16 protein-coding genes, 2 pseudogenes and 1 riboswitch are annotated in these 25,842 nt (G+C 73.4%); of the genes and pseudogenes, 8 read left to right on the plus strand and 10 right to left on the minus strand.

The features are described from left to right. The first annotated feature begins 1 nt into the window (after position 1). The 7 genes and pseudogenes from ACZ4MO_RS04570 to galK form a co-directional block, all read left to right on the plus strand. Complete coding sequence (locus ACZ4MO_RS04570) at positions 2 to 1,150, plus strand: P-loop NTPase (RefSeq protein ID WP_175007919.1); 1,149 nt, start codon at positions 2 to 4, stop codon at positions 1,148 to 1,150. A gap of 443 nt (positions 1,151 to 1,593) precedes the next feature. After that, complete coding sequence (locus tag ACZ4MO_RS04575; RefSeq protein WP_175007918.1) at positions 1,594 to 2,622, plus strand: permuted SH3 domain-containing protein; 1,029 nt, start codon at positions 1,594 to 1,596, stop codon at positions 2,620 to 2,622. Then, on the plus strand, positions 2,622 to 3,515 hold the full coding sequence (locus tag ACZ4MO_RS04580; protein ID WP_081599852.1) for an ABC transporter ATP-binding protein: 894 nt from the start codon (positions 2,622 to 2,624) through the stop codon (positions 3,513 to 3,515). Before ACZ4MO_RS04575 ends, ACZ4MO_RS04580 begins: the two co-directional genes overlap by 1 nt. Further along, on the plus strand, positions 3,512 to 4,723 hold the full coding sequence (locus ACZ4MO_RS04585; protein ID WP_175007917.1) for an ABC transporter permease: 1,212 nt from the start codon (positions 3,512 to 3,514) through the stop codon (positions 4,721 to 4,723). Before ACZ4MO_RS04580 ends, ACZ4MO_RS04585 begins: the two co-directional genes overlap by 4 nt. A gap of 92 nt (positions 4,724 to 4,815) precedes the next feature. After that, the gene (locus ACZ4MO_RS04590; RefSeq protein WP_043652765.1) at positions 4,816 to 5,589 is read left to right on the plus strand and encodes a DeoR/GlpR family DNA-binding transcription regulator; all 774 of its coding nucleotides are present in this window, start codon (positions 4,816 to 4,818) and stop codon (positions 5,587 to 5,589) included. Positions 5,590 to 5,664: 75 nt separating this feature from the next. After that, positions 5,665 to 6,858, plus strand: a pseudogene (galT, locus tag ACZ4MO_RS04595) (galactose-1-phosphate uridylyltransferase); the annotation flags it as partial. Between the two features lie 90 nt (positions 6,859 to 6,948). Continuing rightward, positions 6,949 to 8,142 (plus strand): annotated as a pseudogene (gene galK / locus ACZ4MO_RS04600) (galactokinase); the annotation flags it as partial. 10 nt (positions 8,143 to 8,152) lie between these two features. On the opposite strand, the gene ACZ4MO_RS04605 reads toward galK, so the two are convergent. From ACZ4MO_RS04605 to ACZ4MO_RS04625, 5 genes are all read right to left on the minus strand, one after another. After that, a complete protein-coding gene (locus tag ACZ4MO_RS04605; protein ID WP_083385320.1) occupies positions 8,153 to 8,956 on the minus strand; it encodes an exodeoxyribonuclease III in 804 nt (267 codons plus the stop codon). A gap of 45 nt (positions 8,957 to 9,001) precedes the next feature. Beyond that, positions 9,002 to 10,345: an MFS transporter gene (locus tag ACZ4MO_RS04610; RefSeq protein ID WP_175007915.1), complete on the minus strand. Its 1,344-nt coding sequence runs from the start codon at positions 10,343 to 10,345 to the stop codon at positions 9,002 to 9,004. Positions 10,346 to 10,430: 85 nt separating this feature from the next. Then, positions 10,431 to 11,312, minus strand: coding sequence for a bifunctional methylenetetrahydrofolate dehydrogenase/methenyltetrahydrofolate cyclohydrolase (locus ACZ4MO_RS04615; RefSeq protein ID WP_175007914.1), 882 nt, complete (start codon positions 11,310 to 11,312; stop codon positions 10,431 to 10,433). Further along, complete coding sequence (gene glyA, locus ACZ4MO_RS04620; protein WP_043652773.1) at positions 11,309 to 12,598, minus strand: serine hydroxymethyltransferase; 1,290 nt, start codon at positions 12,596 to 12,598, stop codon at positions 11,309 to 11,311. Before glyA ends, ACZ4MO_RS04615 begins: the two co-directional genes overlap by 4 nt. An 81-nt stretch (positions 12,599 to 12,679) precedes the next feature. Continuing rightward, positions 12,680 to 12,790, minus strand: a riboswitch (ZMP/ZTP riboswitch). A gap of 31 nt (positions 12,791 to 12,821) precedes the next feature. Next, on the minus strand, positions 12,822 to 13,340 hold the full coding sequence (locus ACZ4MO_RS04625) for a GNAT family N-acetyltransferase (protein ID WP_043652776.1): 519 nt from the start codon (positions 13,338 to 13,340) through the stop codon (positions 12,822 to 12,824). Positions 13,341 to 13,448: 108 nt separating this feature from the next. On the opposite strand from ACZ4MO_RS04625, the gene purU reads away from it, so the two are divergent. After that, positions 13,449 to 14,369 (plus strand): formyltetrahydrofolate deformylase, encoded by a 921-nt coding sequence (gene purU / locus ACZ4MO_RS04630; RefSeq protein ID WP_175007913.1) that lies wholly within the window; start codon positions 13,449 to 13,451, stop codon positions 14,367 to 14,369. A gap of 151 nt (positions 14,370 to 14,520) precedes the next feature. Here purU and ACZ4MO_RS04635 read toward each other — a convergent pair whose 3' ends face one another. From ACZ4MO_RS04635 to pulA, 5 genes are all read right to left on the minus strand, one after another. Then, positions 14,521 to 15,633, minus strand: coding sequence for a substrate-binding domain-containing protein (locus ACZ4MO_RS04635; protein WP_043652781.1), 1,113 nt, complete (start codon positions 15,631 to 15,633; stop codon positions 14,521 to 14,523). Between the two features lie 71 nt (positions 15,634 to 15,704). Then, on the minus strand, positions 15,705 to 16,994 hold the full coding sequence (gene mmsB / locus ACZ4MO_RS04640; RefSeq protein WP_051027756.1) for a multiple monosaccharide ABC transporter permease: 1,290 nt from the start codon (positions 16,992 to 16,994) through the stop codon (positions 15,705 to 15,707). Between the two features lie 55 nt (positions 16,995 to 17,049). Continuing rightward, positions 17,050 to 18,606, minus strand: a complete 1,557-nt coding sequence (gene mmsA, locus ACZ4MO_RS04645) for a multiple monosaccharide ABC transporter ATP-binding protein (RefSeq protein WP_043652783.1) — start codon at positions 18,604 to 18,606, stop codon at positions 17,050 to 17,052. A gap of 350 nt (positions 18,607 to 18,956) precedes the next feature. Then, positions 18,957 to 19,448 carry a GNAT family N-acetyltransferase gene (locus ACZ4MO_RS04650; RefSeq protein WP_175007912.1) on the minus strand — a complete coding sequence of 164 codons (492 nt, stop codon included), beginning with the start codon at positions 19,446 to 19,448 and terminating at the stop codon, positions 18,957 to 18,959. Between the two features lie 137 nt (positions 19,449 to 19,585). Then, positions 19,586 to 25,774 carry a pullulanase-type alpha-1,6-glucosidase gene (gene pulA, locus ACZ4MO_RS04655; RefSeq protein WP_209827235.1) on the minus strand — a complete coding sequence of 2,063 codons (6,189 nt, stop codon included), beginning with the start codon at positions 25,772 to 25,774 and terminating at the stop codon, positions 19,586 to 19,588. Between the last annotated feature and the right edge of the window lie 68 nt (positions 25,775 to 25,842).

The following is a 25,842-nucleotide window of genomic DNA, read 5'->3' on the forward strand; positions in this document are numbered from 1 at the left end:
CATGCCCGACCCCGCCGCAGACCTGCTCGAGCACGCCGTCCGGCAGGCCCTCACCACGGTCCTGGACCCGGAGATCCGCCGCCCCGTCACGGACCTCGGCATGATCCGCTCGGTCGAGGTCGAGCCCGGTGCGCCGGGCGCCGTCGTGACGGTCGGCGTCGACCTCACGGTCGCCACGTGCCCGATGCGCGACACGCTCGCGCGCGACGTCGACGCCGCGGTGCGCGCGGTCGACGGCGTGGCGGACGTCCGGGTCGACCTCGGCGTGATGAGCGCGGAGCAGCGGGCCGAGCTGCGCACGATGCTGCGCGGCGGCGTGGGCGAGCCCGAGATCCCCTTCGCCAAGCCGGGGTCGCTGACGAAGGTGTACGCGATCGCGTCGGGCAAGGGCGGGGTGGGCAAGTCGTCGGTCACGGCGAACCTCGCGGTCGCGCTCGCCGCGCAGGGCCTCGAGGTCGGCGTCGTCGACGCGGACATCTACGGGTTCTCGATCCCGCGCATGCTCGGCGTCGACCGGCAGCCCACGCGCGTCGACAACATGCTCCTGCCGCCGATCGCGCACGGGGTGAAGGTCGTCTCGATCGGCATGTTCGTGCCCCCGGGCCAGCCCGTCGTGTGGCGGGGACCGATGCTGCACCGCGCCCTCCAGCAGTTCCTCGCGGACGTGTTCTGGGGCGACCTCGACGTGCTGCTCCTCGACCTGCCGCCCGGCACGGGCGACATCGCCATCTCGGTCGCGCAGCTCCTGCCCGGCAGCGAGATCGTCGTCGTCACGACGCCGCAGGTCGCCGCCGCGGAGGTCGCGGAGCGGGCCGGGTCGGTCGCGACGCAGACCCAGCAGGGCGTCGTCGGCGTGGTCGAGAACATGTCGTGGCTCGAGCAGCCCGACGGGTCGCGCCTCGAGGTGTTCGGGGCGGGCGGCGGCGAGCGCGTCGCGGCGAACCTGTCGCGCGCGACGGGGACCACGGTCCCCCTCCTCGGCCAGGTCCCGCTCGACGTGTCGCTGCGCGAGGCGGGCGACGGCGGCACCCCGGTCGTGCTCTCCGACCCGGGTTCTCCCGCCGCGGCCGCGCTGCGCGACGTCGCGACCGGCCTCGCGCGCCGTCCGCGCGGGCTCGCGGGGCGGTCGCTCGGCGTCACGGTCGTCTGACCCGACCCCCGCCCCGGACGTCGGCCCTGTCTTTTCTGCGTGCCACGGTATAGTCTCGCCCGCATCTCGACCGGGGGGACGGCCGTGGGGCCGGTGAGGGGGATCGTGCCGTGGCACCGCCGCCGCTCCGCCGTGCCCGCTCCTCGCTCTCGAGCCTGTTGACCTGCGACGGCACCTCCACTGCCCGTCAGGGCGTCCCTGCCCTGCCCGCCTCGCCCGCCCGCCCCGCGCGGTCACGTCGACGTGACCGGCCGGTGACCCACCGGTGACGAAGCCGCGACAGAACTCCTCCCCAGGGATGACGACGCCGTCCGTGTCCCCGCCCTAGCCTCGGGCCGGGCCGCCGTCGGCCCCACCAGAGCGTCCGCTCGTCCCGCCACCGTCGTCCCGCCACCGTCGTCCCGCCACCGTCGTCCCGCCACCGTCGTCCCAGGAGCCCGCACGTGGGTATCACCCGCCGGATCATCTTCCCCGCCCTCCGCATCGTGATCTGGGCGGCGATCGCCGCCCTGCTCGCCGTGATCGCCTTCCGCTCTGCGCCCGAGCCACCGGTCGACCCGGCGTTCCCCACGGCGCAGATCGTCGAGCCGCGCGTCGCGGTGACCACCGGGGACGTCACGAACACCGTGGTGCTGACCGGCCAGGTCGTCGCCGACCCGGCGGCACCCCAGAAGGTCACGCAGCGCGGCGTCGTGACCGCGGTCCACGCCAAGCCCGGCGACGTCGTCGAGGCGGGCGCGCCCCTCCTCGAGGTCACCCTCGAGGAGCCTCGCGAGCCCTTGACCGAGACCGACCCCGAGACGGGCGAGGTCACGGTCACCGAGCGTCGACCGAAGGTCACGCGAGAGACCGTCACGGCCACCATCGGCGGGACGGTCGCCACGTTCACGGCGCTCAAGGACCAGGAGGTCGCCGTCGGCGAGGACTTCGCGACCGTCTCGCCCGGCACGCTCTCGGTCACGGGCAGCATGGTCGCCGAGCAGCAGTTCCGGCTCCTCCAGATCCCCGGCGAGGCGACCGTCACGGTCACCGGCGGCCCCGCGCCGTTCGTGTGCACGAACCTTCGCATGGGCGCCGCCGCCGCCCCCGCGGGCACGCCCGAGGAGGGCGCACCCGACCCGGCCGCCGGCGCGTCCTCCGCGAGCGTGACGTGCGCCGTCCCGGGCGACGTCACCGTCTTCGCCGGGCTCGCCGCCGAGCTGGAGATCACCGCGGGCTCCGTCGAGGGCGCCCTCGTGGTCCCCGTGACGGCGGTCCTCGGCCGCGTCGAGCAGGGCAAGGTGTGGGTCGTCGGCGCGGAGGGCGAGCCCGAGGAGCGCGCCGTGACGCTCGGCCTCACCGACGGGTCCGTCGTCCAGGTGACCGAGGGCCTCGCCGAGGGCGACGAGGTCCTCGAGTTCGTGCCGGGCCAGGACGTCATGCCGGTCATGGACGACATGATGGTCACGGACGACAGCGAGGCCTCGTACTGATGAGCCTCCTGGAGCTCAGCGGGGTCACCCGCTCGGTGCTGCTCCCCGACGACCGCGAGCTCGAGATCCTGCGCGGCATCGACCTCACGGTCGGCGCGGGCGAGCACGTCTCGATCGTGGGCCGCTCGGGGACGGGCAAGTCGACCCTGCTCAACATCCTCGGCCTGCTCGACAGCCCGACGAGCGGGGACTACCTGCTCGACGGCGTCCCGATCGGCCGGCTCTCCGGCCGCGCCCGGGCGCGACGCCGCGGCACGGACTTCGGGTTCGTCTTCCAGCAGTTCAACCTGCTGCAGGGCCGTACCGCGCTCGAGAACGTCGTCGCCCCGCTGCTGTACGCGCGCGGACGGCAGTTCTGGCAGCGGCGCACGCTGGCCGCCCAGATGCTCGAGCGGGTCGGCCTCGGCGACCGGCTCGACACGACCCCGGAGAAGCTCTCGGGCGGCGAGCAGCAGCGCGTCGCGATCGCCCGCGCCCTGGTGCGCGTCCCGCGCGTCATCCTCGCGGACGAGCCCACGGGGGCGCTCGACGTCGACACGGGCAGCGAGGTCATGGACCTGCTCGACACCATCGCCGGCGAGAACGGGTCCGCGCTCATCGCGATCACGCACGACCTCGCCGTCGCGTCGCGCGCCGCCCGCCAGTTCCGCCTCGCCGACGGCGTGCTCACCCCGATCTCCATCAGCGCGCGCAGCGCCGGTTCCCTCGGGGCGCTCGGCGCCCCAGGCACCGACCACGATCCCGGGACCGACCCCGGGACGAGCCACGACCACCAGGCCGAGCACGTGGCCCGGCCGCTCGTCGGGGTCGCTCACGCACTCTCCGCTCGCGCGTCCGCCGCCACCGCGGCCGGGACCCCGGACACCGCACGCGACGCGGGGGCCACGGCATGACCGGCGTCGTCGGCGCCCTCCTCGAGGCCTGGGACGAGCTGCGCGTCCACAAGGTCCGGGTGCTGCTCGCGCTCGTCGGCGTCGCCGTCGCGGTCTGCGCGATCACCACGATCTCGGCGGCCGGGGAGATGCTGCGCCAGGTCTCCGCCGAGCAGAACGAACGCTGGGGCGGTCGCGCCGCGACGCTCCAGGTCTCGGCATGGCCCACGGGCGAGGGCGGGAGCGTCATGCCCACGTCGGAGGAGTACGAGCAGGTGTTCGACGAGATCGTCGACCGCTATGGCATCGGCTACTCCTCGATGCTGCGCGACGCGCCCGCACCGGTGCGGTTCCCCGACGGCACGCGCGAGATCACCACGACCGGGGTGGAGCCCGACTGGGCCACGATGCACCGCTTCCAGGTGACGTCGGGTCGCTGGTTCACCGAGGCGGACGCGGACCGCCTCGCGCCCGCGCTCGTCGTCAACCAGGCGTTCCTCGACGCGCTCGGCGGGACGACCGTGGCCGAGCACCCGACGGTGACGATCGGCGGGGACAACCCGGTCGTCGCGACCGTCGTCGGGGCCTTCCCCGACGACTGGCCCGACATGGACCCGGTCGCGTACGCGCTGGTCGACGCCCAGTCGACGTGGGTCACCCCCGAGTCGATGGAGATGATGGGGCCGCCCCGGCTCGAGCTGTGGGTGCCCGACGACCTGTCGGACGCGCTCGTCGAGACGGTGCGCCGCGACGTGGCGGGCGCGCTCCAGGGCGTCCAGGCCGACGTCTACCGGTCCGACTCGCCGTCGGCGTCGGTCGTCGACGGCGCGATCCGGTGGGTCGTGCTCGGCGTGAGCGCGATCGCGCTGCTGCTCGGCGGGCTCGGCCTCGTGAACATCGCGCTCGTCACGGTGCGGTACCGGATCCGCGAGATCGGGATCCGCCGCAGCTTCGGCGCGAGCTCCGGGCGCGTCTTCTTCTCCGTGATGATGGAGAGCGTCGTCGCGACGACCGTCGCGGGCGTGCTGGGCGTGACGGTCGCGATCGTCGTGCTGCACAACGTCCCGCTCGACGTGCTCATGGGTTCGGCCGTCCAGGACGCGCCCGGCTTCCCGTTCTCCGCCGCGGTGACCGGGATGCTCGCGGCCATCGGGATCGGGGCGCTGGCGGGGCTCCTTCCCGCGCTCGTCGCGGTGCGCGTCAAGGTGATCGACGCGATCCGGTACTGACCCGCTCGGCCCGGCCTCGTCGCCGGGCCGAGCGATGTTGGTTCCTGTTCGGTCATGTTGGATTTCTCGGCGATGTGGACAATACTGTCGGCATGCTCGCCTCACAGCGCCAGGAGCGCATCCTCGCGGAGATCCGCGACCACGGCGCGGTCCGGATCGGCGACCTGACGCGGGAGCTCGGCGTCTCGGACATGACGATCCGGCGCGACCTCGTGGAGCTCGCCGACCAGGGCCTCGTCCGGAAGGTCCACGGGGGTGCCGTCGCCCCGCACACGACCGCGCACGAGCCCGGCTTCGCCGCGAAGAGCTCGCGGGAGGCCGTGGAGAAGGAGGCGATCGCCACCGCGGCGGCGCGCCTCATCACGCCGAACGCCTCCGTCGCGCTGAGCGCCGGCACGACGACGCACCTGCTCGCCGCCCGCATCGCCGCGGACCCCGCGCTGCGGCCGCTGACGGTCGTGACGAACTCCCTCCCGGTCGCCGAGGTCCTGCACCGGGCCAACGACCCGCGCCTGGAGACGATCCTCACCGGCGGCAGCCGTACGCCGTCCGACGCGCTCGTCGGCCCGCTCGCCGAGGCCGCGCTGTCCGGGCTGCGCGTCGACCTCGCGTTCGTCGGCGCGCACGGCGTCGACCCGGAGATCGGGCTCACGACGCCGAACCTCGACGAGGCCGCGACGAACCGCGCGCTCATCGAGTCCGCCGGGCGCACCGTCGTCCTCGCCGACCACACGAAGTGGCACACCACGGGCCTGCGCGTCTTCGCGACGTTCGCCGACGTGGACGTCCTCGTCACCGACGCCGGGCTCGCCGAGGACGAGCGCGCGCGCGTCCAGGACCTGGTCGAGCAGCTCGTCGTCGCCTGACCGGCGACCGCAGCTCCGGCTCCCCGCACTCCCCCACCGCACCGCGATCGGAACATCCCACGCATGAACCCGCACCTGCGCCGCACCTCGACCCGGCTCGCCGACGGCCGCGAGCTCGTCTACTTCGACGACTCCCCCGCGTACGTCTCGGGCGAGCGCACGCGACGGCTCGACGACCCGCGACCGTTGCCGGACCGCTTCGCCCCGGTGCCGGGCCCGGACGGGACCCCGCACCCGTACGTCGGCCCGGAGATGCGCCGGGACCCGCTCACCGGCGACTGGGTCCCGCTCGCCGCGCACCGCATGAACCGGACCTTCCTGCCTGCCGCGGACTCGTGCCCGCTGTGCCCCGCGCGGCCCGGCAGCGCGTACTCGGACGGCGAGGTCCCCGACACGGACTACGACGTCGTGGTCTTCGAGAACCGCTTCCCGTCGCTCCAGCGCGTGCCCGGCGTCCCGGACGCGGTGGTCACGGACGCGCCGCTCCAGCAGCACGCACCGGCGGCGGGTCGGTGCGAGGTCGTGTGCTTCTCGAGCGACCACCGCGCGTCGTTCGGCGCGCTCCCGCCGCAGCGGGTCCGCACGATCATCGACGCGTGGGCGGACCGCACCGCCGCGCTGGGCGCCGAGCCGGGGGTGGAGCAGGTCTTCTGCTTCGAGAACCGCGGCCCGGAGATCGGCGTCACCCTGCACCACCCGCACGGCCAGATCTACGGCTACCCGTACGTGACGCCGCGCACGCGCGCGCTGCTCGACCAGGCCCGCGAGCACCACCGGCGCACCGGCCGCAGCCTGCTGCGCGACGTGCTCGAGTCCGAGCTCGCGGACGGCCGCCGCGTCGTCCTCGAGACCGAGCACTGGGTCGCGTACGTGCCCTACGCGGCGCGCTGGCCCGTCGAGGTCCACCTCGCGCCGCGGCGCGACGTGCCCGACCTGCCCGCGCTCACGGACGCCGAGCGCGACGACCTGGCCACCGCCTACCTCGAGCTGCTGCGCCGCCTCGACCGGTTCTTCGAGACGGCCGACGGCGAGCCCATCCCCCTGCCGTACATCGCCGCGTGGCACCAGGCCCCGGCCCGCGAGGGCCGCTCGGTCGCCGACGGCGGCACCGACGACGTCACCCTCGCGCGGCTGCACCTGCAGGTGTTCTCCGTCCTCCGCGCGCCGGGCAAGCTCAAGTACCTCGCGGGCTCGGAGTCCGGCATGGGCGCGTGGATCAGCGACACGACGCCCGAGCGCATCGCCGCACGCCTCCAGGAGCTCGCCCCGACGAGCGCCGCCCGGGGCTGGGTGCCCGCGCTGTCGGACGACGACGGCGCCGCGCGCGCCCGTGCCGTGCTCGCGGAGGCGTTCGGCGCGGACGAGACCGGCGAGGAGGTCCGCGTGTGGGCCGCGCCCGGGCGCGTCAACATCGTCGGGGAGCACACCGACTACAACGCGGGCCTGTGCCTGCCGGTCGCGCTGCCCCACCGCACCTACGTCGCGCTGCGGCCGCGCACCGACTCGCTCGTCCGCCTCGCGTCCGCGCAGGCGCCCGGCGAGACGTGGACGGCCCGCCTCGAGGACGTCGGCCCGGGCGAGGTCGCCGGCTGGGGCTCGTACGTCGCGGGCGTGGCCTGGGCTCTGCGCGAGCACCTCGTCGCCCAGGGCGCGGACCCCGCCGCCGTCCCCGGGTTCGACGCGGCCGTCGACTCGAGCGTCCCGTTCGGTGCCGGGCTCTCGTCGTCCGCAGCCCTCGAGTGCGCGGTCGCCGTCGCGCTCGACGACGTCGCCGGGCTCGGCCTCGCGGCGACCGACGCGGGCCGCGCCGCCCTGGCCGCGGTGAGCATCCGCGCCGAGAACGAGATCGCGGGCGCGCCCACCGGCGGCATGGACCAGTCCGCGGCGCTGCGCGCGCAGTCCGGTCACGCGCTCCTCCTCGACTGCCGTCCCGGGCTCGACCCGGTCGAGTCCGCCACGCAGGTGCCGTTCGACCTCGACGCCGCGGGCCTCGCGCTGCTCGTCGTGGACACCCGGGCGGAGCACCGGCTCGTCGACGGCCAGTACGCGCAGCGCCGCGCGACGTGCGAGGACGCCGCCCGCACGCTCGGGATCGCCTCGCTGCGCGAGCTCGCCGACGCGGTGGACGCGAGCGACGACCCGGTGGCCGCGCTCGCCCGGGCGCTCGACGCGCTGCCCGACGACGTCGCGCGCCGCCGGGTGCGCCACGTCGTCACCGAGATCGGCCGGGTGCGCGAGCTCGTGGCGCTGCTGCGCGAGGGGCGGCCGGACGCCGTCGGCCCGCTGCTGAACGCGTCGCACGCGTCGTTGCGCGACGACTACGAGGTGTCGAGCGTCGAGCTCGACGTCGCGGTCGACGCGGCGCGCGTCGCAGGCGCGCTCGGTGCGCGGATGACCGGCGGCGGGTTCGGCGGCTCCGCCATCGCGCTCGTGCGCGCGGACCAGGTCGAGACCGTCGCAGACGCCGTGCGCGCCGCGTTCGAGCGCGAAGGGCTCGGCGCCCCCGGCTTCCTGCTCGCGACGCCGTCCGCGCCCGCCGAGCGGGTCGCCTGACCGGGTCGGCTCAGACGTCGTAGGTGACGACGAGGGGCGCGTGGTCGCTCCAGCGCTCCTCGTGCGACGGCGCGCGGTCGACCTCGACCTTGACCGCGCGCTCGGCGAGCGACGGTGTCGCGAGCTGGTAGTCGATGCGCCAGCCCGAGTCGTTGTCGAACGCGCGCCCGCGCCACGACCACCACGTGAACGGGCCCGGGCCCTCGCCGCCGTGGACGCGACCCAGGTCGACGAGCCCGACCTGGTCCAGCCACACGTCGACGTACGCGCGCTCCTCCGGGAGGAACCCCGCGCTCTTGAGGTTGCCCTTCCAGTTCTTGATGTCGACGTTGCGGTGCGCGATGTTGAGGTCGCCCGCCAGGACGACCTTCTCGCCCGTGGCCGCGAGCTCACGCAGCCGCGCCGTCACCTTCTCCAGGTAGGCGTACTTCGCGACCATCGTCTCCGGCTGGCTCACGGTGCCCGAGTGGATGTACGCCGAGACCACGGTGAGACGACCGCCGTCGGGCAGCTCCAGGTCGGCCTCGACCCAGCGTCCGGTGTCGACGGGCGGCTCGGGCTCGCCGGCCCCGAGGCCGACGCGGACCGCGGACACGGGCAGGCGTGATGCGACCGCGACCCCGGCGCGGCCCTTGATGTCGCACGCCTGGTGGGCGACGTGCCAGCCCTCCAGCAGGTCGTTGACGACCGAGTCGGGGGCACGCACCTCCTGGAGCAGCAGGACGTCGGGCGTCCGGGACGCGATCCAGGCGTCCATCCCCCGGCGGTAGGCGGCGCGGATTCCGTTGACGTTGGCGGTGGCAAGGGTCAGCACGCGGGCCATCCCATCACACGCCACCGACAGCGAGGCGCTCCGGTGTCACGCGGGCGGAGTGGCCTCGCTCACGGGCGCCACGACGGCGCGGGCGGGTCGGAACGCGCTCGCGAGGACCGCCGAGACGGCTGCGAGCACGGCCAGCACGACGAACCCGACCCGGAGGTGGTGCGCGGTCGCGAAGACACCGGTGAGCACACCGCCGAGCACGGCGCCCGCATAGGTGAAGACGTTGAGCCGCGCGACCGCGCGGTCGGTGACCGTCGCCACGACCCCGGAGGCCGCCTCCCCCGTCGCCCCGGTGCGGCCCGCCGCGACGGCCTCCCGCGCCCGGTCCCCGACCGCCGAGAACGCGAGCGGTGCGACGACGCCGAGCCCGAGGCCGGTCACCGCGAGGCCGAGCACGGCGACGGGCCAGGCCGGGGCGGCCGCCACCGCGACGAACCCGAGGGCGCCGAGCGTGCCGCCCAGCCGCACGACCCGGACCCGGCCGAGGCGCTCGACCAGGCCGTCCCCGACGAGCCGCGACACGATGAGCGCCGCCTGGTACGCCGCATAACCCAGCGGGGCGGCGGCCGCGCTCGCCGCGAGGACGTCGCGCAGGAACGTCGCGCTCCAGCTCGACACGGCGGAGTCCGCGACGGGGAACGCGAGCATCCCCGCGCCGAGCAGCGCGATCGTGCCCGCCGCGACCCACGCCACCGTCCCGGGCGTGGCCACGGCGCCCGTGCCGGCCGGGCCGTCCCGGACGACGGCGTCCCGGACCACGGCATCGCTCGCGACGGCATCCCGGACCACGGCATCCCGGACCGCGGCGTCCGGGGCGACGGCACCCGGGACGGCACGGCCGCCGTCGGGCAGCTGCAGCGCGAGCCAGACCGCGCCCGCGGCGACGAGCAGCGCCGCCAGCGGGAGCGCGACCGGCTGGCCGAGACCGGCCAGCGCGCCGCCCGAGACCGCGAGCGCGCCGAGCACTCCCCCGGCCGCGTTCGCGGCGTAGAACGACGCGAGCAGGCTGCGGCCGTGCGCGCGCTCGACGTCGATCCCGAGCATGTTCATCGCGGCGTCGACGGCGCCGAGCGCGAGCCCGTAGAGGCCGATCGCCCCGAAGAAGACCGGCCACGACGGCGCGAGGCCGATCCCCGCCACCGCCGCTGCGGCGAGCAGCAGGCCACCGACCACCACGGTCCGTGCGCCGCGCAGCGCCGCCACGACGCCGGACAGCGCGCTGCCCAGACCGGCGAGGACGCACACGCCCAGCACGACGAGCGTCACGACGTCGTCGCCCATGCCGAGCCGGTCCTTGTAGCCGGGGATGCTCGTGAGCACCACCGCGAACCCGAAGCCCTGCACGGCGTACGCCGCCGTCGTCGCGATGCGCTCCGTCACCCGCGCAGACTAGCGCTCGCGCGCCGTCCCGGGAACGCCGCAGGGCGCGGCCGCGGGTGACCCGCGACCGCGCCCTGCGTCGAGCTCAGGCGGAGGCGCGCTCCGCCGCGTCGACGACGTTCGCGAGGAGCATCGCGCGCGTCATCGGGCCGACCCCGCCGGGGTTCGGCGAGATCCAGCCCGCGACCTCGGCGACGTCGGGCGCGGCATCCCCGACGACGCGGCTCTTGCCGGTCTCCGGGTCGACCTCGCGCGAGACGCCGACGTCGATCACGACGGCGCCCGGCTTCACGATGTCGCGCGTGACGATCCCGCGGACCCCCGCGGCCGCGACGACGACGTCGGCGCGGCGCACGAGCGCGGGGAGGTCCGTCGTGCCGGTGTGCGTGAGCGTCACGGTCGCGTTGACCGCGCGCCGCGTGAGCAGCAGGCCGATCGAGCGGCCGACGGTGACGCCGCGCCCCACGACCACGACCTCCTTGCCCGCGAGGGAGATCCCGTGCCGCTCGACGAGCTCGATGATCCCGCGCGGCGTGCACGGGAGCGGCGACGTGACCTCCTCGTTGACGCGCAGCACGAGCCGGCCGAGGTTGGTCGGGTGCAGCCCGTCCGCGTCCTTGGCCGGGTCGATGAGCTCGAGCACGCGGTTGGTGTCGATGCCCTTCGGGAGCGGGAGCTGCACGATGTACCCCGTGCAGGCCGGGTCGTCGTTGAGGCGCCGGACGGCGGCCTCGATCTCCTCCTGCGTCGCGTCGCCCGGGAGGTCCTCCCGGATCGACGCGAGCCCGACCTCCGCGCAGTCGCGGTGCTTGCCCGCGACGTACCACTGCGAGCCCGGGTCGTCGCCGACGAGGAGCGTGCCCAGACCGGGCACGACGCCCTTCCCCGCGAGGACCGCGAGGCGGTCCTTGAGCTCCGCCTTGATCGCGGCGGCGGTGGCCTTGCCGTCGAGGATCCGGGCGGTCACTGCTGGAGGCCCGGGTACAGCGGGAAGTCGGCCGTGAGCTTCTGCACGCGGGCGCGCAGCGCCTCGGCGTCGGTCGCGGCGCCCTCGCGCAGCGCGGTCGCGATGATCTCGGCGACCTCCGTGAACTCGGCGTCGCCGAAGCCGCGGGTCGCGAGCGCCGGCGTGCCGATGCGCAGGCCGGACGTGACGCGCGGCGGGCGCGGGTCGAACGGCACGGCGTTGCGGTTCACCGTGATGCCGACCTCGTGCAGGAGGTCCTCGGCCTGCTGGCCGTCGAGCGCCGAGTGGCGCAGGTCGACGAGGACGAGGTGGACGTCGGTGCCGCCCGTGAGGACGGAGACGCCGGCCGCGGCGACGTCGGCCTGGGTCAGCCGGTCCGCGATGATGCTCGCGCCGCGCAGCGTGCGCTCCTGGCGGTCGCGGAAGCCGTCCGTCGCAGCGACCTTGAACGACACGGCCTTGGCCGCGACGACGTGCATGAGCGGGCCGCCCTGCTGGCCCGGGAACACGGCGGAGTCGATCTTCTTGGCGTACTCCTCCTTGCTGAGGATGAAGCCGGAGCGGGGGCCGCCGATGGTCTTGTGGACCGTGGAGGACACGACGTCCGCGTACGGCACCGGGGACGGGTGCAGGCCCGCGGCCACGAGGCCCGCGAAGTGCGCCATGTCCACCCACAGCTTCGCGCCGGCCTCGTCCGCGATCTCGCGGAACGCCGCGAAGTCGAGGTGGCGCGGGTACGCGGACCAGCCGGCGATGATGACGTCGGGGCGGGTCTCGAGGGCCTGCTTGCGGACCTCGTCCATCTCCACGCGGTACGACTGCGGGTCCACGCCGTACGCGGAGACGTCGTAGAGCTTGCCCGAGAAGTTGATCTTCATGCCGTGCGTGAGGTGGCCGCCGTGCGCCAGCTCGAGGCCGAGGATCCGGTCGCCCTTGTTGATGAGCGCGTGCAGGACGGCGGCGTTCGCCTGGGCGCCCGAGTGCGGCTGCACGTTGACGTGCTCCGCGCCGAACAGCGACTTGGCGCGGGCGATCGCGAGGTTCTCCGCGATGTCGACCTGCTCGCAGCCGCCGTAGTACCGGCGGCCCGGGTAGCCCTCGGCGTACTTGTTGGTGAGCACGGAGCCCTGCGCCTGCAGGACGGCGCGCGGGACGAAGTTCTCGGACGCGATCATCTCGAGGGTGTCGCGCTGGCGCGCGAGCTCCCCGTCGAGGACGGCCGCGATCTCGGGGTCGAGCTCGGCGAGCGGGGTGTCGAGGACGTTGTCGGCTGGCTGGGCGCTCATGGCGTCTCCTCCGCGGGTGTCTGGCAGTTCGTCGTCGGTGGTCACGTTCCCGGCTCGCCGGGTACGCCCCACCAGGGGGTGACCCGGGGCCCAGGCGAACGACCCGTCGTCTGCACAGCGTGCCGCTCCCCGGTGGTGATCCACCCTGCCCGGGCGGAGTTCCACCGGGCGGCGCCAGTCGCGACGCGTCGATCCTAGCGCACGGCCCGCGGGCGGTGCCGGGCTACTCCTGCCCGACGGCGCCCGACTCGTTGCGCGCCTCGGCCTCGCCGAGGATGCGGCGCAGGTAGGTGTACGTGAGGTCGCCCGCCGCCTTGTCGTACTGCTCCTCGTAGCCGTGCTTGGTGTACATGGCGAGGTTCTGCTTCGAGTCCTTGCCCGTGAACACCCAGATCTCCGTCGTCTGCTCCGGCAGGTACGGCAGCACCTCGAAGAGCATCTGGGTCCCGATGCCGCGGCCCTGCATGTCCGGCGCGACGGCGAGCCGGCCGAGCGTCGCCTTGCTGTCCTCGATCTCCACCCGCACGGACCCGACGAGCCGCGGGCCGAGCCACGCACCGATCGTCACGACGTCCTCGCGCGCGAGGTCCTCGCGCAGCTCGTGGAGCGTCTGGGTCAGCGGCGGGATGTTCGGGTCCTGGTAGAGCTGCGCCTCGGTGACGAACGCCGCCCGGCGCAGGGTCAGGAGCTCACCGGCCTCGGCGTCGGTGACGAGGCGGGTCGTGATCTGCGCGTCGTTCATGGGGACATCGTGTCAGACATCGCGCACCAGGACCGGGCACGTCCACCGGTCGTGTCCGCGAGCAGGACGCGGCCCCTGCCGGGCGCGGGCGCGGCTACCCTCTGAGGGGTGTCCACGACAGATCCCCGCGGCGCCGACGTCACCGACGTCCCGGCGACCCGCACCGCGCAGCCCCCCACCGGCGCACCCACGCACTGGGTCCTCACGCTCTCGTGCCCGGACGGGCCGGGGATCGTGCACGCCGTGGCCGGGGCCCTCGCGCGGCTCGGGGGCAACATCACCGAGTCGCAGCAGTTCGGCGACCCGCTCTCCGGGCTGTTCTTCATGCGCGTCCAGGTCGAGGCCGCCGCGGAGCGCGCCGAGCTCGAGCGGGCCGTCGAGGAGGTCGCGGCGCGGTTCGCCATGACGTGGCGGCTCGACGTCGTCGGGCGGCGCGTGCGCACCCTGCTCATGGTCTCGAAGGCACCGCACTGCCTCGTCGACCTCCTGTACCGCGAGCGCTCGCAGGGCATGCCGATCGAGGTCGTCGGCGTCGTCGGCAACCACCGCGACCTCGAGGACATCGCGTCGTTCTACGGCAAGCCCTTCCACCACGTGCCCGTCACGCGGGACACGAAGGCCGTCGCCGAGGCGGCCCTGCGCGAGCTCGTCGACGAGCTCGACGTCGAGCTCGTCGTGCTCGCCCGGTACATGCAGATCCTCTCGGACGAGCTGTGCCGCGAGATGCCCGGGCGCATCATCAACATCCACCATTCGTTCCTGCCGAGCTTCAAGGGCGCGCGCCCGTACGCCCAGGCGCACGACCGCGGCGTCAAGCTCATCGGCGCGACCTCCCACTACGTGACGGGCGACCTCGACGAGGGCCCGATCATCGAGCAGGACGTCGAGCGCGTCGACCACTCGCGCCGCGTCGAGGACCTCGTCGCGATCGGCGAGGACGTCGAGCGCCAGACGCTCGCGCGCGCCGTCCGCTGGCACGCGGAGCACCGCGTGCTCCTCGACGGGCACCGCACCGTCGTCTTCCGCTGAGCAGCCGCCGCGCGCGCCCGGCACCCCCGTCGCGCGCCCGCCGCTCTCTCGCGCACGACGGCGGCCCCCGCCACGTCTCGGACGTGACGGGGGCCGTCGTGCGGCGGCGTGCCGGTTCGCCGCCGCCTCCCGGTCGCTCAGCGCGAACGGGTCACTTGGTGAGCTCCTCCAGGGTGGGGTCGCCCGCGTAGACCTCGGCGGCGTTCTCCTGCGTGACGATGACGGGCTCGAGCAGGAAGGCCGGGACGACCTTCACGCCGTTGTCGTACGACTCGGTGTCGTTGATCTCCGGCTCGTCGCCCGCCTGGAGCGCCGTGACCGCGTTGATCGACTCCTCGACGAGCTTGCGCGTGTCCTTGTAGATCGTCGAGTACTGCTCGCCCGCGACGATCGACTTCACGGACTCGACCTCGGAGTCCTGGCCGGTGATGACCGGGGTCTCCTTGCCGGCCTGCTTCGCCGAGGTGAGGGCGGCGCGCGCCAGGGTGTCGTTCGGCGACAGGACGCCGTCGATCTCCTTGTCGGAGTAGCTGCCCGAGAGCACCGTGTCCATGCGCTTCTGGGCGTTCTCGGCCTTCCAGCCCTGCGTCGCGACCTGCTCGAACGACGTCTGGCCCGACGGGATGACGAGCGTGCCGTCGTCGATCTTCGGCTGGAGGACGCTCATGGCGCCCTCGAAGAACGGCGTCGAGTTCGCGTCGTCGGGCGAGCCGGCGATGAGCTCGACGTTGTACGGCGCCTCGCCCTTGCGCTCCTCGAGGCCCTGGAGCAGGGCCTGGCCCTGGAGCTCGCCGACCTTGAAGTTGTCGAACGCGATGTACTCGTCCACGGCGTCCGTGTTCTTGACGAGACGGTCGTAGGCGATGACGGTCGCGCCGTTGTCCTTGGCGTTCTTGAGCTGGGTGCCGAGCTGCGACCCGTCGATCGCGCCGACGATGATCACCTTCGCGCCCTGCTCGACCATCGCGTCGATCTGGCTCTGCTGCTCGGAGACGCCGCCGTTGGCGAACTGGACGATCGGCTTGAAGCCGGCCTCCTCGAGACCGTCGTTGAACAGGCTCTCGGCGAGGACCCAGTTCTCCGACGTCTTCTGCGGGAGCGCGACACCGATCGTCGCGCCCTCCTCGAAGCCGGCCGCCGCGGACTCGCCGCCGCCGGACGTCTCGCCGCCACCGCTGTCGCCCCCGCGCTCGGAGGAGCAGCCGCTGAGCACGAGCGCGCTCGCGGCGGTGAGCGCCAGGAGCGTCGTGGTGAGCTTCTTCATGGGTACCACTTTCTGTCGGGCATCCGTCGTCGGATGCGGTCCGGGGGTCGTGCGGGAAGGTTCGGGAGGGCTCAGCCCTTGGCGGCCGTGGCGCCGGCCTCGACCGGGACCTCGGGCTGCGGGTCGTCGGCGCCGGTGACGGCACCGGTGCCCTTGTCGCGTCGCGAGGGGAAGATCAGCCCGATGATCGACGGGCGGCCCTGCACCTTGTTGTAGACGTCGAACGCGACCGCGATGAGGAGCACGAGGCCCTTGATGATCTGGGTGCGGTCCGAGCCGATGCCCATGAGCTGCAGGCCGTTGTTGAGCACGGCCATGACGAGCCCGCCGATGACGGAGCCGACGACCGTGCCGACACCGCCCGAGACGGCGGCGCCGCCGATGAAGACGGCCGCGATCGCGTCGAGCTCCCACATGTTGCCGTCGAAGGGGCCGGACGCGGTCGAGCGGCCGATGAAGATCATGCCCGCGAGCGCCGCGAGGACCGACATGTTCATCATGACGAAGAAGTTCGTGCGCTTGATGTCGACGCCGGACAGCGCCGCGGCGGCCCGGTTGCCGCCGACCGCGTACACGTGGCGGCCGCCGACGGTCCGCTGCGCGACGAACTGGTAGACGATGACGAGCAGGATGAGGATGACCGCGGGCACGGGGATCGAGGTCCCGACGCGGCCCGAGCCGTAGAGGTACGTGAGGTAGGCGATGACGGCGCTGAAGAGGACGACGCGCGTCACGGCGACCGACGTCGGGACCGGGTCGGCGCCGAGCTTGCGGGCGCTGGCCCGGCGGCGGAGCTCCGACCACACGACCGCCGCGATCGCGAGGACGCCGAGCAGGAGCGTCGAGTTGTTGAGGCCGGTGCCCGGTCCCCACTCGGGCAGGTAGCCGCCGCCGATCCACTGGATCTCGGTCGGGACGGGGACGGTGTTGGACTTGCCGATGTACTGGTTGAGGCCGCGGAAGATCATCATCCCGGCGAGGGTCGTGATGAAGCCCGGGATGCCGACGTACGCGACCCAGAAGCCCTGCCACGCGCCGATGACCGCGCCGACGCACAGCCCCAGGAGGATGCCGAGCCACCACGGGATCCCCCAGTCCCGGATCGCGAGGGCGACGATGATGCCGGTCACCGCCGCGACCGACCCGACGGACAGGTCGATGTGGCCCGCGATGATCACGAGCACCATGCCGATCGCGAGGATGAGGATGTAGGAGTTGCCGTTGAGCAGGTTCTGCGCGTTGCTCGGGGTGAGGACGCGCCCCCCGGTCGCGATCTGGAAGAAGATGATCAGGGCGAGGAGCGCGAAGAGCATGCCGAACTGGCGCGCTCCGCCGCTCAGCAGCTGCTTGATGGACGACATCGTCGGTGGTTCCTTCTCGGTCGAGACGGGGTGGCTGGGGGGTGGGGCGGCCGGGTCAGGCCGCGTCGGCGGGCGCGTCGCTCTGCGTCCCGGTCATGAGCCGCATGAGCCCCTCCTGGGTCGCGTCGGCCCGGGAGACCTCACCGGTGATGCGCCCCTCGAAGACGGTGTAGATGCGGTCGCACAGCCCGAGCAGCTCGGGCAGCTCCGACGAGATGACGACCACGCCACGGCCCGCGTCCGCGAGCTTCTGGACGAGCCCGTAGATCTCGTACTTGGCGCCGACGTCGATCCCGCGCGTCGGCTCGTCGAGGATGAGGAGCTCCGGCTCGGTGTACATCCACTTGGCGAGCAGCACCTTCTGCTGGTTGCCGCCGGAGAGCTTCGCGACGCCCTCGTGCACGCTCGGCGCCTTGATGGAGAACGCCTTGCGGTAGCCCTCCGCCGCGACGAACGCCGCGTCGCGGTCGATGACGCCGGCCTTCGCGATGCGCGGCAGGTTCGCCGACTGGATCGTGCCCAGGATCGTGTCGAGCAGGTTGAGGCCGAGGGACTTGCGGTCCTCGGGGACGTACGCGATGCGGTTCTCGATCGCCGAGAGCACCGTGGGCATGGAGACCTCGCGCCCGTCGATGCGGACGACGCCGGAGAGGTAGCGCCCGTAGGTGCGCCCGAAGATCGAGCGCGCGAGCTCGGTGCGCCCCGCGCCCATGATCCCGGCGAAGCCGACGATCTCGCCGCGTCGCACGTGGAAGGTCGACCCCTTGCACACGAGGCGCCCGGGCACCTCGGGGTGCTCGACGGTCCACCCCTCGACCTCGAAGAAGGTCTCGCCGATCGACGGGGTGTGGTCGGGGAAGCGCGACTCGAGCGAGCGGCCGACCATGCCGCGGATGATGCGGTCCTCGTCGACGGCGTCGTGCTTCACGTCGAGCGTCTCGATCGAGCGGCCGTCACGGATGATCGTGATCGAGTCCGCGATGGCCTCGATCTCGTTGAGCTTGTGGGAGATGATGATGCTCGTCATGCCGCGGGAGCGCAGGCCGCGCAGCAGGTCGAGCAGGTGCTCCGAGTCCTCCTCGTTGAGCGCGGACGTCGGCTCGTCGAGGATGAGCAGGCGCACGTCCTTCGCCAGCGCGCGGGCGATCTCCACGAGCTGCTGCTTGCCGACACCGATGTTCTTGATCTGGGCGTCGGGCGACTCCTGGAGCCCTACGCGGGCCATGAGCTCCTCCGCCCGGCGCCGCGCCACGCCCCAGTCGATCCCGAACGACCCCTTGACCTCGTTGCCGAGGAAGATGTTCTCGGTGATCGAGAGCTCCGGGATGAGCGCGAGCTCCTGGTGGATGATGACGATGCCCGCCTGCTCGCTCGAGCGGATGTCCTTGAACCGGACCTCGGCGCCCTCGTAGTAGATGTCGCCCGTGTACGTGCCGTGCGGGTACACGCCCGAGAGCACCTTCATGAGCGTCGACTTGCCGGCGCCGTTCTCCCCGCAGATCGCGTGGATCTCCCCTGCGCGGACGCGCAGGTTGACGTCGTCGAGGGCGCGCACGCCCGGGAACTCCTTGGTGATGCCCCGCATCTCGAGGATCACGCGCTCGTCCGTCATCGGACCTCCTCCTGCCGAGGACAGCGCGCGGGGCACCTGTGCCCCGCGGACCCGGACACCCTCAGCGCCGTCCGAGCGGGCCCGACGCTATGCCCGTCGCGATCTTGGCGTCAACTCCTGAACGCAAGGCCGGGGCGAACTGTGATCGAATAGCGACCTTGGTCCTATGACAGCGCAGACATATGCCCCGGATGTGAGCGCGAACACGTGCGGTCTGGCCCAAGCGATCAGGACGTGAATGCTTGAGAGCGCTTTCAGGCGAGGGCGCACACAGCGCTGCCGACAGGCGCGGTGCACCGAGGCGGCCGCGGCGGTGCCGGCCGTCCGGGCCTCGCGAGGTGGAAGCGGGCCTAGCGAGGTGGGAGCGGGCGCTTGAAGCCCTCGTGCGACTGCTCGTAACCGAGCGACCGGTAGAACCGGTGGGCGTCCGTGCGTCGCTTGTCGGACGTGAGCTGGGCGAGCGCGCAGCCACGCGCGACACCCCACGCGTGCGCCCAGGCCATCATGGCGCGGCCGACGCCCTGCCCTCGCAGCCGCCGGTCGACCCGGACGGCCTCGACCAGCAGCCGCGACGCACCGCCGCGCGAGATCCCCGGGACGACCGTCAGCTGCATGGTGCCCACGACCTCGCCGCCGCGCTCCACGACCACCAGGGCGTTGTTCGGGTCCGCGTCGATCGCGGCGAACGCCGCCTCGTGCTCGGGGCCGACCTCGCCGGTGCGGGCGCGCGCGATCGCGTCGTCGGCGATGAGCTCGACGACCCGGGGCAGGTCGGCGGCGACGGCCGGACGGAAGACGAGACCCGCCGTCGGGCGGACGGCGGGCGAGGGCGAGGTGGTCACGGCTCGCGACGCTAGCACCAGCCCCCCGGGAGACAACGACGCCGACCGGGGTGCGCCAGACCCCGGGTAGGCCGAGGGAGAGCCCTGGTGATGACCAGGGCTCTCCCTCGGCGGGTCGTCCTACCTCGGCGGTCGGCTCAGGAGCAGGTGGCCCCCTCGTGCTCGACGGTGAAGGTCGAGGTGACCTCCTCGCCGTCGACCACCGCGGTGGCGGTCACCGTGGCCTCGCCGGCCGCGACCGCCTTCTGGCGCGTCGCGAACGACTGGTAGGCGTTCTTGCCGGGCGCGACGTCCGCGACCGCCTTCTCGCCGAACGGCGTGGCGAGCCGGACGTCGACCGGCACGGCGCCGTCGTTCGTCGCCCGGACCGCGACGTACGCCTTGCCCGCGAGGCAGCGCGTCTGCACCTCGACGGAGACTGGCAGCTCCGCCCCGGCCTGCGGCTGCACGAGGACGGCGACGGACCGCCCGGGGACGGTCACCGTGCCGGTGGCCGCGTCCCACGCGGTGCCCCGCACGACGTCGTCGCTCCCCTCCTGCTGCACGGGCGAGAGCACGTACTCGCGGCCCGCGAGCGCGGACAGCGGGACGGTGACCTCGTCCGGGGAGGCGTTGAAGACGGCGAGCAGCCCGTCGAGCGCCGGGTCCACGTCGGCACCGACGGTGTCGTCCACCGCCATCGCCACGACGCCCTGGACCTGGTCCGTCCCGGCGCCCGGGAAGGTGACCTTCTCCCGGATCAGCTCCGGGTCGCCGAGCCGGAAGAGCTCGGTCGAGTGCCGCAGCCGCAGGAGGTCCTGGGCCTGCGCCGACGCGGTGGCGATGTCGTCGGGCGACGGCTTGAGCGCCGGGTCCGCGAGGAGCGGGGCCATGAGCGGCCACTTGTCCTCGTTGTCGGCCGCCATCGGCAGGCCCTTGCCGAACCCGTTGTCCTGACCGGTCCAGTCGATCGCGTTGAACCAGTCGCCCGAGTCGTAGCTGTTGCGGTCGAGCGACTTCGACCGCAGCAGGTCCGTGCCCGCGTGCCAGAACGACGGCGTCTGGGAGAGCGCCGCGGTCGCGAGCGAGACCGTGTTCATGCGCACCCGCTCGTCCATCGGCGTGTCCGCCGGGAGCTTGAGCGTGAGCAGGTCGAACAGCGTCTCGTTGTCGTGCGCGTCGACGTAGGTCACGACCTCCTCGGGCGAGTCGGCGTAGCCGGCCGGCGCCCCGCGGTAGTCGATCTCGTCGCCGCGCTTCTCCTCGCCCGTCGACGTGACGAGCGTGTAGTCGCGCAGGTTGCCCGCGAGGCCGAGGCGCACGAGGTCGGTCTGGTGACCGAGGTCGGCGAGCTCGTCGGCGGACCCGTCGTTCACCGTCCCCGGCTCCCCCGCCCGGGCGGGCTGCCCGTTCGGGTCGGTCGCCAGGCCCGTGCCGAAGCCCTGCGTGAACGTCGTGGCGCCGTCGACGGGCGAGCCGCCGTGCACCGCGTCGCGCAGCCGGTCGGAGAAGGTCCCGATGCCCGTGCCGCCGAGCTGGCCCTGCGTGGCCTGCTCGAACAGCGCGTTGCCCGCGACCTCGCCGAAGTCCCAGCCCTCGCCGTACAGGTAGACGGACTTCCCGTCGACGCCGTCCTCGGCGAGCGTGAGCTCGTCGAGCGCGGCCCGGACGTCGAGCATGTTCTGCTTCGAGTGGTGGCCCATGAGGTCGAAGCGGAACCCGTCGACGCGGTAGTCCTTCGCCCACGTGACGACCGAGTCGACCATGAGCTTGCCCGCCATCGCGTGCTCGGTCGCGACGTTCTGGCAGCACGTGCTCGTCTCGACGGAGCCGGTGGTCGGGTTCTGCCGGTGGTAGTAGCCCGGCACGACCTTGTCGAGGACGGACTTCGCGTCCTGCCCGCTCGCGGCGGTGTGGTTGAACACCTGGTCGAGCACGACCTGCAGCCCGGCACCGTGGAGCGAGCCGACCATGGTGCGGAACTCGGCCACGCGCGCGCCGCCGTCCGCGTCGACCGCGTACGACCCCTCCGGCGTGCTGAAGTGCCACGGGTCGTAGCCCCAGTTGAAGCCGTCCTGCGCCTGCACCGCCGCGACGGCGGCCTGCTGCTCGGGCGAGTCGGGCGCGAACCCGGTGAGGTCGCCGGTCGTGGCCTGGGCCGCGCGGTCCTCGGGGATCGACGCGATGTCGAACGTCGGGAGCAGGTGCACCGTGGTGACGCCCGCGTCCGCGAGCTCGCGCAGGTGCGTCATGCCGGCCGAGTCCTTCTCCGCGAACGCGAGGTACGTGCCGCGCCGCTCCGCCGGGACCGTCTCGTCGGAGATCGAGAAGTCCCGGACGTGGAGCTCGTAGATCGTCTGGTCGACCGACCGCTCGACGACCGGGGCGGGCGTGCCCTCCCAGGCGCTCGGGCGGAACGCGGGGTCGTCGAGGTCGACGGCCACCGAGTGCGTGGAGTCGAGCGTCAGGCCCACCGAGTACGGGTCGGTGACGACGTTCGTCTCGACCTTCCCCGTGCTCGGGACGTAGACCTGCACCTCGTAGAGGTAGCGCGCGCCCTTCCAGCCGACGGCCGCGCCGCCGAGCATCTTGTCGGCCGCCTTGCCGTCGAGGGTCCACGTGCCGTCGGCCTGGCGGGCTGCCTCGAACCGGCGCGGGTCGTCGTCGAGCGACGCCCCCGCGGGCCACGCGAGCACCGAGACGGCCTTCGCCGTCGGCGCCCACAGCGCGAACGACGCCCACTTGCCGTTGGCGTGCCACGAGACGCCGAGCTCGCGCTCGGCCGCTTCCTCGGCGAACAGGTCGTCGACGACGCCCGGCACCTGGACACCGGTCGCGGCCGTGAGCGCGCCGCCGTCGGCCCGGGTGACGAGCAGCTGGCCCGTGAGCGCCGCCTCGACCTCCGCGCGGTCGAGCGGCTCGCCGTCGTCGAGCACCCGCAGCGCGGTGTGCCCGGCGAGCGCCGGGAACTCGGCCGCGACGTCGTCGGGCAGGCCCGACGGGTCGACCTGGAGCGTGTACGACGCCGTGCCCTCCGGGGCCCGGACCTCGCCGTCGGCGCCTCCCGGGGTGACCGAGAGCCCGCCCTCGGGGGCGGCCCACAGGGTCCACTCGTCGCCCGTGCCGAGGGCCCCCGGCCAGGCGACGACGCCCTCGCGCACCCAGTGCGCGGCCTGCTGGCCGGTGCCGGGGAGCGGCGGGTTCGCGACGTCGATCGTCAGGACGTGGGACGCGAGGTCGTAGGAGAAGGTGACCAGCTCGCCGTCACCGACGGAGAACTGGTAGTTCGCCCCGTCGCGCGCGCCGCCGACGCCGTAGTTCTCCGCCCAGCTCAGGCCGTGCGCGACCTTGCCCTCGTACGCGCCGGCCGCGAGGCGGTCGGTCGACCAGGTGTAGACGCCGTCGCCGTCCGGGTCCTTGAGCCAGGACGCGAGGCAGTCGGGCGCCCACGAGCCGGGGCAGCCGACCTGGTCCTGGAACGAGCCCGCGAGCGTGACGATCGGCCCCTGCGCGGTGCTCGAGAAGTCCTTGCTCACCGGGTCCCAGTAGAACGTCACCGGGCCGCCGGACGTCGTGTACGTCGCGTTGCTGCCGTCCTGTACGCCGCCGACCCCGTAGTTGACCGTCCACGACCCGTTGATCGCGACCTTGTACTCGTACGTCCCGGCGGGGACGTCGAACGTGCCCGCGTAGACGCCGTCGGCGCGCTGCGTGAGCTTTGCCGCCTCGCAGCCCGGCGCCCAGTCGCCCGCGCAGCCCATGGCCGCGTTGTGGCTGCCGGGCACGGTCACGAGGTCGATCTCGGGCTCCGGCTCGGTGCTCGCGTCGCCGCTCACGTCGACCCCGACGCTCGCGAAGGTGGACGCGGCGGCGCGGTCGCCGTCGGCGTCGGTCGTCACGACGCGGTACTCGACGAGCGTGCCGTCGGCGAGGCCCGCGACGTCGTGGAAGACGCGCGGCGCGGTGTCCTCGGCGGTGCCGAGGGGGTGCCACTCGGCGCTCCCGACCTCGCGCCACGCGAACGACGTCTCGGCCCACGCGTCCGCGTCGACCGCGGCCGTCACGGGCGCGACGCCGGTGACCGCTGCGCCGGCGCGCGGCACGGTGAGGGCGATGTCGCCCGACGAGTCCGCGCCGACCTCGCGGTCGGCCCGCAGCACGACGGTGCCCGTGGCCGGGACGGTCAGCGTGACGACGCCGTCGGCGTCGGCCGTGACGGGCGCGGCCGACTCGCCGTAGAGCACCTCGTACGAGGCGCCGGGCGTGAGGGTCGTGAAGGTCGCCGTCCGCTCCTGCGCCGCGTTGTTCAGCGCGACGAGGTGCTCGACCTTCTCCGTGCGGTCCACGCGGCTGAAGGCGTACACGCCCGCGCCGTTCTCGACGTAGCGCTCGACCTGGGCGCCGTCGGCCAGCGCCGGGTGCGCCTCGCGCAGCGCGGCGAGCTCGGCGATGTGCGCGTAGAGCGGCGCGTCCGTGCCGAAGCGGTCGACGCTGCCCGCCTGCTCGCCGGTGACGAGAGGCTGGCCGGCGTACTCGTCGACCTGGGTCGCGAACAGGGTCTGGCGGGCGTCCTTGTCGCCGCCCGTCCCCGCGAAGCCCTGCTCGTCGCCGTAGTACACGACCGGCTGCCCGCGGGTCAGGTACATGAGGTCGTGCGCGAGCTCGTCGCGCGCGAGCGGGTCGTCGGTGCTCGCGAGCATGTACCCGACGCGGCCCATGTCGTGGTTGCCGAGGAACGTCGGCAGCGCCTGCGCGTTCGTCGTGGGCGTCGTGTACATGTCGTCGCTCGCGAAGAGCGACGCGAGGCCCTTGGCGCTGTTGCCGCTCGCGAAGCTCGTCGCGGCGGACTGGAACGTGAAGTCGAGCGTCGAGCTCATGTCGGTCTTGCGGACGTAGGGCGACAGCTTCGCCGCGTCGGCGTCGTACACCTCGCCGAACATGAAGAAGTCGTCCTTGCCCTGCGCGTGCGCGTAGTCGAGGACCTCCGTGGTCCACGTCTCCCAGAACTCGAAGTTCACGTGCTTGACGGTGTCGATGCGGAAGCCGTCGATCCCGAGGTCGATCCAGTCCTGGTAGACGTCGACGAACCCGTCGACGACCGTCGGGTGCTCCGTCATGAGGTCGTCGAGACCGTCGAAGTCCCCGTACGTCACGGACTCCCCGGTCCACGTCGAGTTGCCGCGGTTGTGGTAGAGCGTCGGGTCGTTGAGCCAGGCGGGGACCTTGAGGTCCTCCTTGCCCGCGGGGACGACCGGCGTGTAGGGGAACGACGTCGCGGCGTCCAGCGCCGGGAAGTCGCCGGTGCCCGCGTGGTCCGCCGGGTCGAACACGGTGCCTTCGGCGTCGCGGTACGGCGACGTGGCCTGGTCGATGTACGAGTACTGCTTCTCCTCGTAGTCGATCACGTCGGCCGTGTGGTTCGTGATGATGTCGAAGTAGACCTTGATCCCGCGGTCGTGCGCCTCGTCGATGAGCGCCTCGAGCTCGGCGTTGGTGCCGAGGTGCGGGTCGATCTGCGTGAAGTCGGTGATCCAGTAGCCGTGGTAGCCCGCCGACGCGTCGGTGCCCGTGCCCTGGACCGGCTGGTTCTTGAACGACGGCGTGAGCCAGATCGCCGTCGTGCCGAGGCCCTCGACGTAGTCGAGGTTCTGCCGCAGGCCCGCGATGTCGCCGCCCTGGTAGAAGCCCTTGTTCGTCGGGTCGAACCCGGAGACGAGCGGGTCGTCGCCGAGCCCCGCCGTGTCGTTCGACGGGTCGCCGTTCGCGAACCGGTCGGTCATGACGAAGTAGAAGCGCTCGTCCGACCCGGGCTGGCGCACGGGAGGCACCACGAGGTCGGCGTCCTGCGCCTCGTCGTAGCCGCCCGCGAGCCCGAGCGGCGTGAGCGCGATGCGGTGGGTCGACTCGTCGAACGTGACGCGCACGGTCGCGTCGCCGCCGAGCACGAGGGGCGCGTTGTCCTGGCTGCCCTCGCGCCCGTACGCCTCGTCCCAGGCGTCGTCGTACGCGACCTTGTACTCGTAGGCGCCCGCGGGCACCTCGAAGTCGGCGGACCAGACGCCGGCGGTGTCGGTGGGCGCGAGCTCGGTCGCCGCGCACGCGGGGTCCCAGTCGGCGGGGCAGCCGAGCTCGGACTGGAGGTCGCCCACGAGGGCGAGGGTGCGCTCGTCGGCCCCCGCGGCGGGGGCGGCGAACGCGGCGAGCGTGACGCCCGCCAGGCCCGAGGCGGCGAGCGCGACGGCGGTGACCGACGCCGTCGTGCGAGCCCCGCGCGCGCGGCGGGTGGTGGCGGATGGGTGGGGCGACGGTGTGCGCGGGACGCGGCGACGTCGCGGCGTGGAGGTCATGAGGACTCCCTCGTCCGGTGGTTGGTGCGGGACCGCAGGCGTGAGCAGGCAGGTGCCGGCAGAGACGC

This window comes from Sphaerisporangium cinnabarinum (assembly GCF_055567015.1).

Excerpts from the sequence above, each read along its gene's own strand:
- ACZ4MO_RS04635 (WP_043652781.1), bottom strand. The coding sequence starts at position 15,633 with ATGAAGAAGCTCACCACGACGCTCCTGGCGCTCACCGCCGCGAGCGCG.
- ACZ4MO_RS04570 (WP_175007919.1), top strand. The coding sequence starts at position 2 with ATGCCCGACCCCGCCGCAGACCTGCTCGAGCACGCCGTCCGGCAGGCC.
- ACZ4MO_RS04590 (WP_043652765.1), top strand. The coding sequence starts at position 4,816 with ATGCTCGCCTCACAGCGCCAGGAGCGCATCCTCGCGGAGATCCGCGAC.
- mmsB (WP_051027756.1), bottom strand. The coding sequence starts at position 16,994 with ATGTCGTCCATCAAGCAGCTGCTGAGCGGCGGAGCGCGCCAGTTCGGC.
- glyA (WP_043652773.1), bottom strand. The coding sequence starts at position 12,598 with ATGAGCGCCCAGCCAGCCGACAACGTCCTCGACACCCCGCTCGCCGAG.
- ACZ4MO_RS04580 (WP_081599852.1), top strand. The coding sequence starts at position 2,622 with ATGAGCCTCCTGGAGCTCAGCGGGGTCACCCGCTCGGTGCTGCTCCCC.
- mmsA (WP_043652783.1), bottom strand. The coding sequence starts at position 18,606 with ATGACGGACGAGCGCGTGATCCTCGAGATGCGGGGCATCACCAAGGAG.
- ACZ4MO_RS04585 (WP_175007917.1), top strand. The coding sequence starts at position 3,512 with ATGACCGGCGTCGTCGGCGCCCTCCTCGAGGCCTGGGACGAGCTGCGC.
- pulA (WP_209827235.1), bottom strand. The coding sequence starts at position 25,774 with ATGACCTCCACGCCGCGACGTCGCCGCGTCCCGCGCACACCGTCGCCC.
- ACZ4MO_RS04625 (WP_043652776.1), bottom strand. The coding sequence starts at position 13,340 with ATGAACGACGCGCAGATCACGACCCGCCTCGTCACCGACGCCGAGGCC.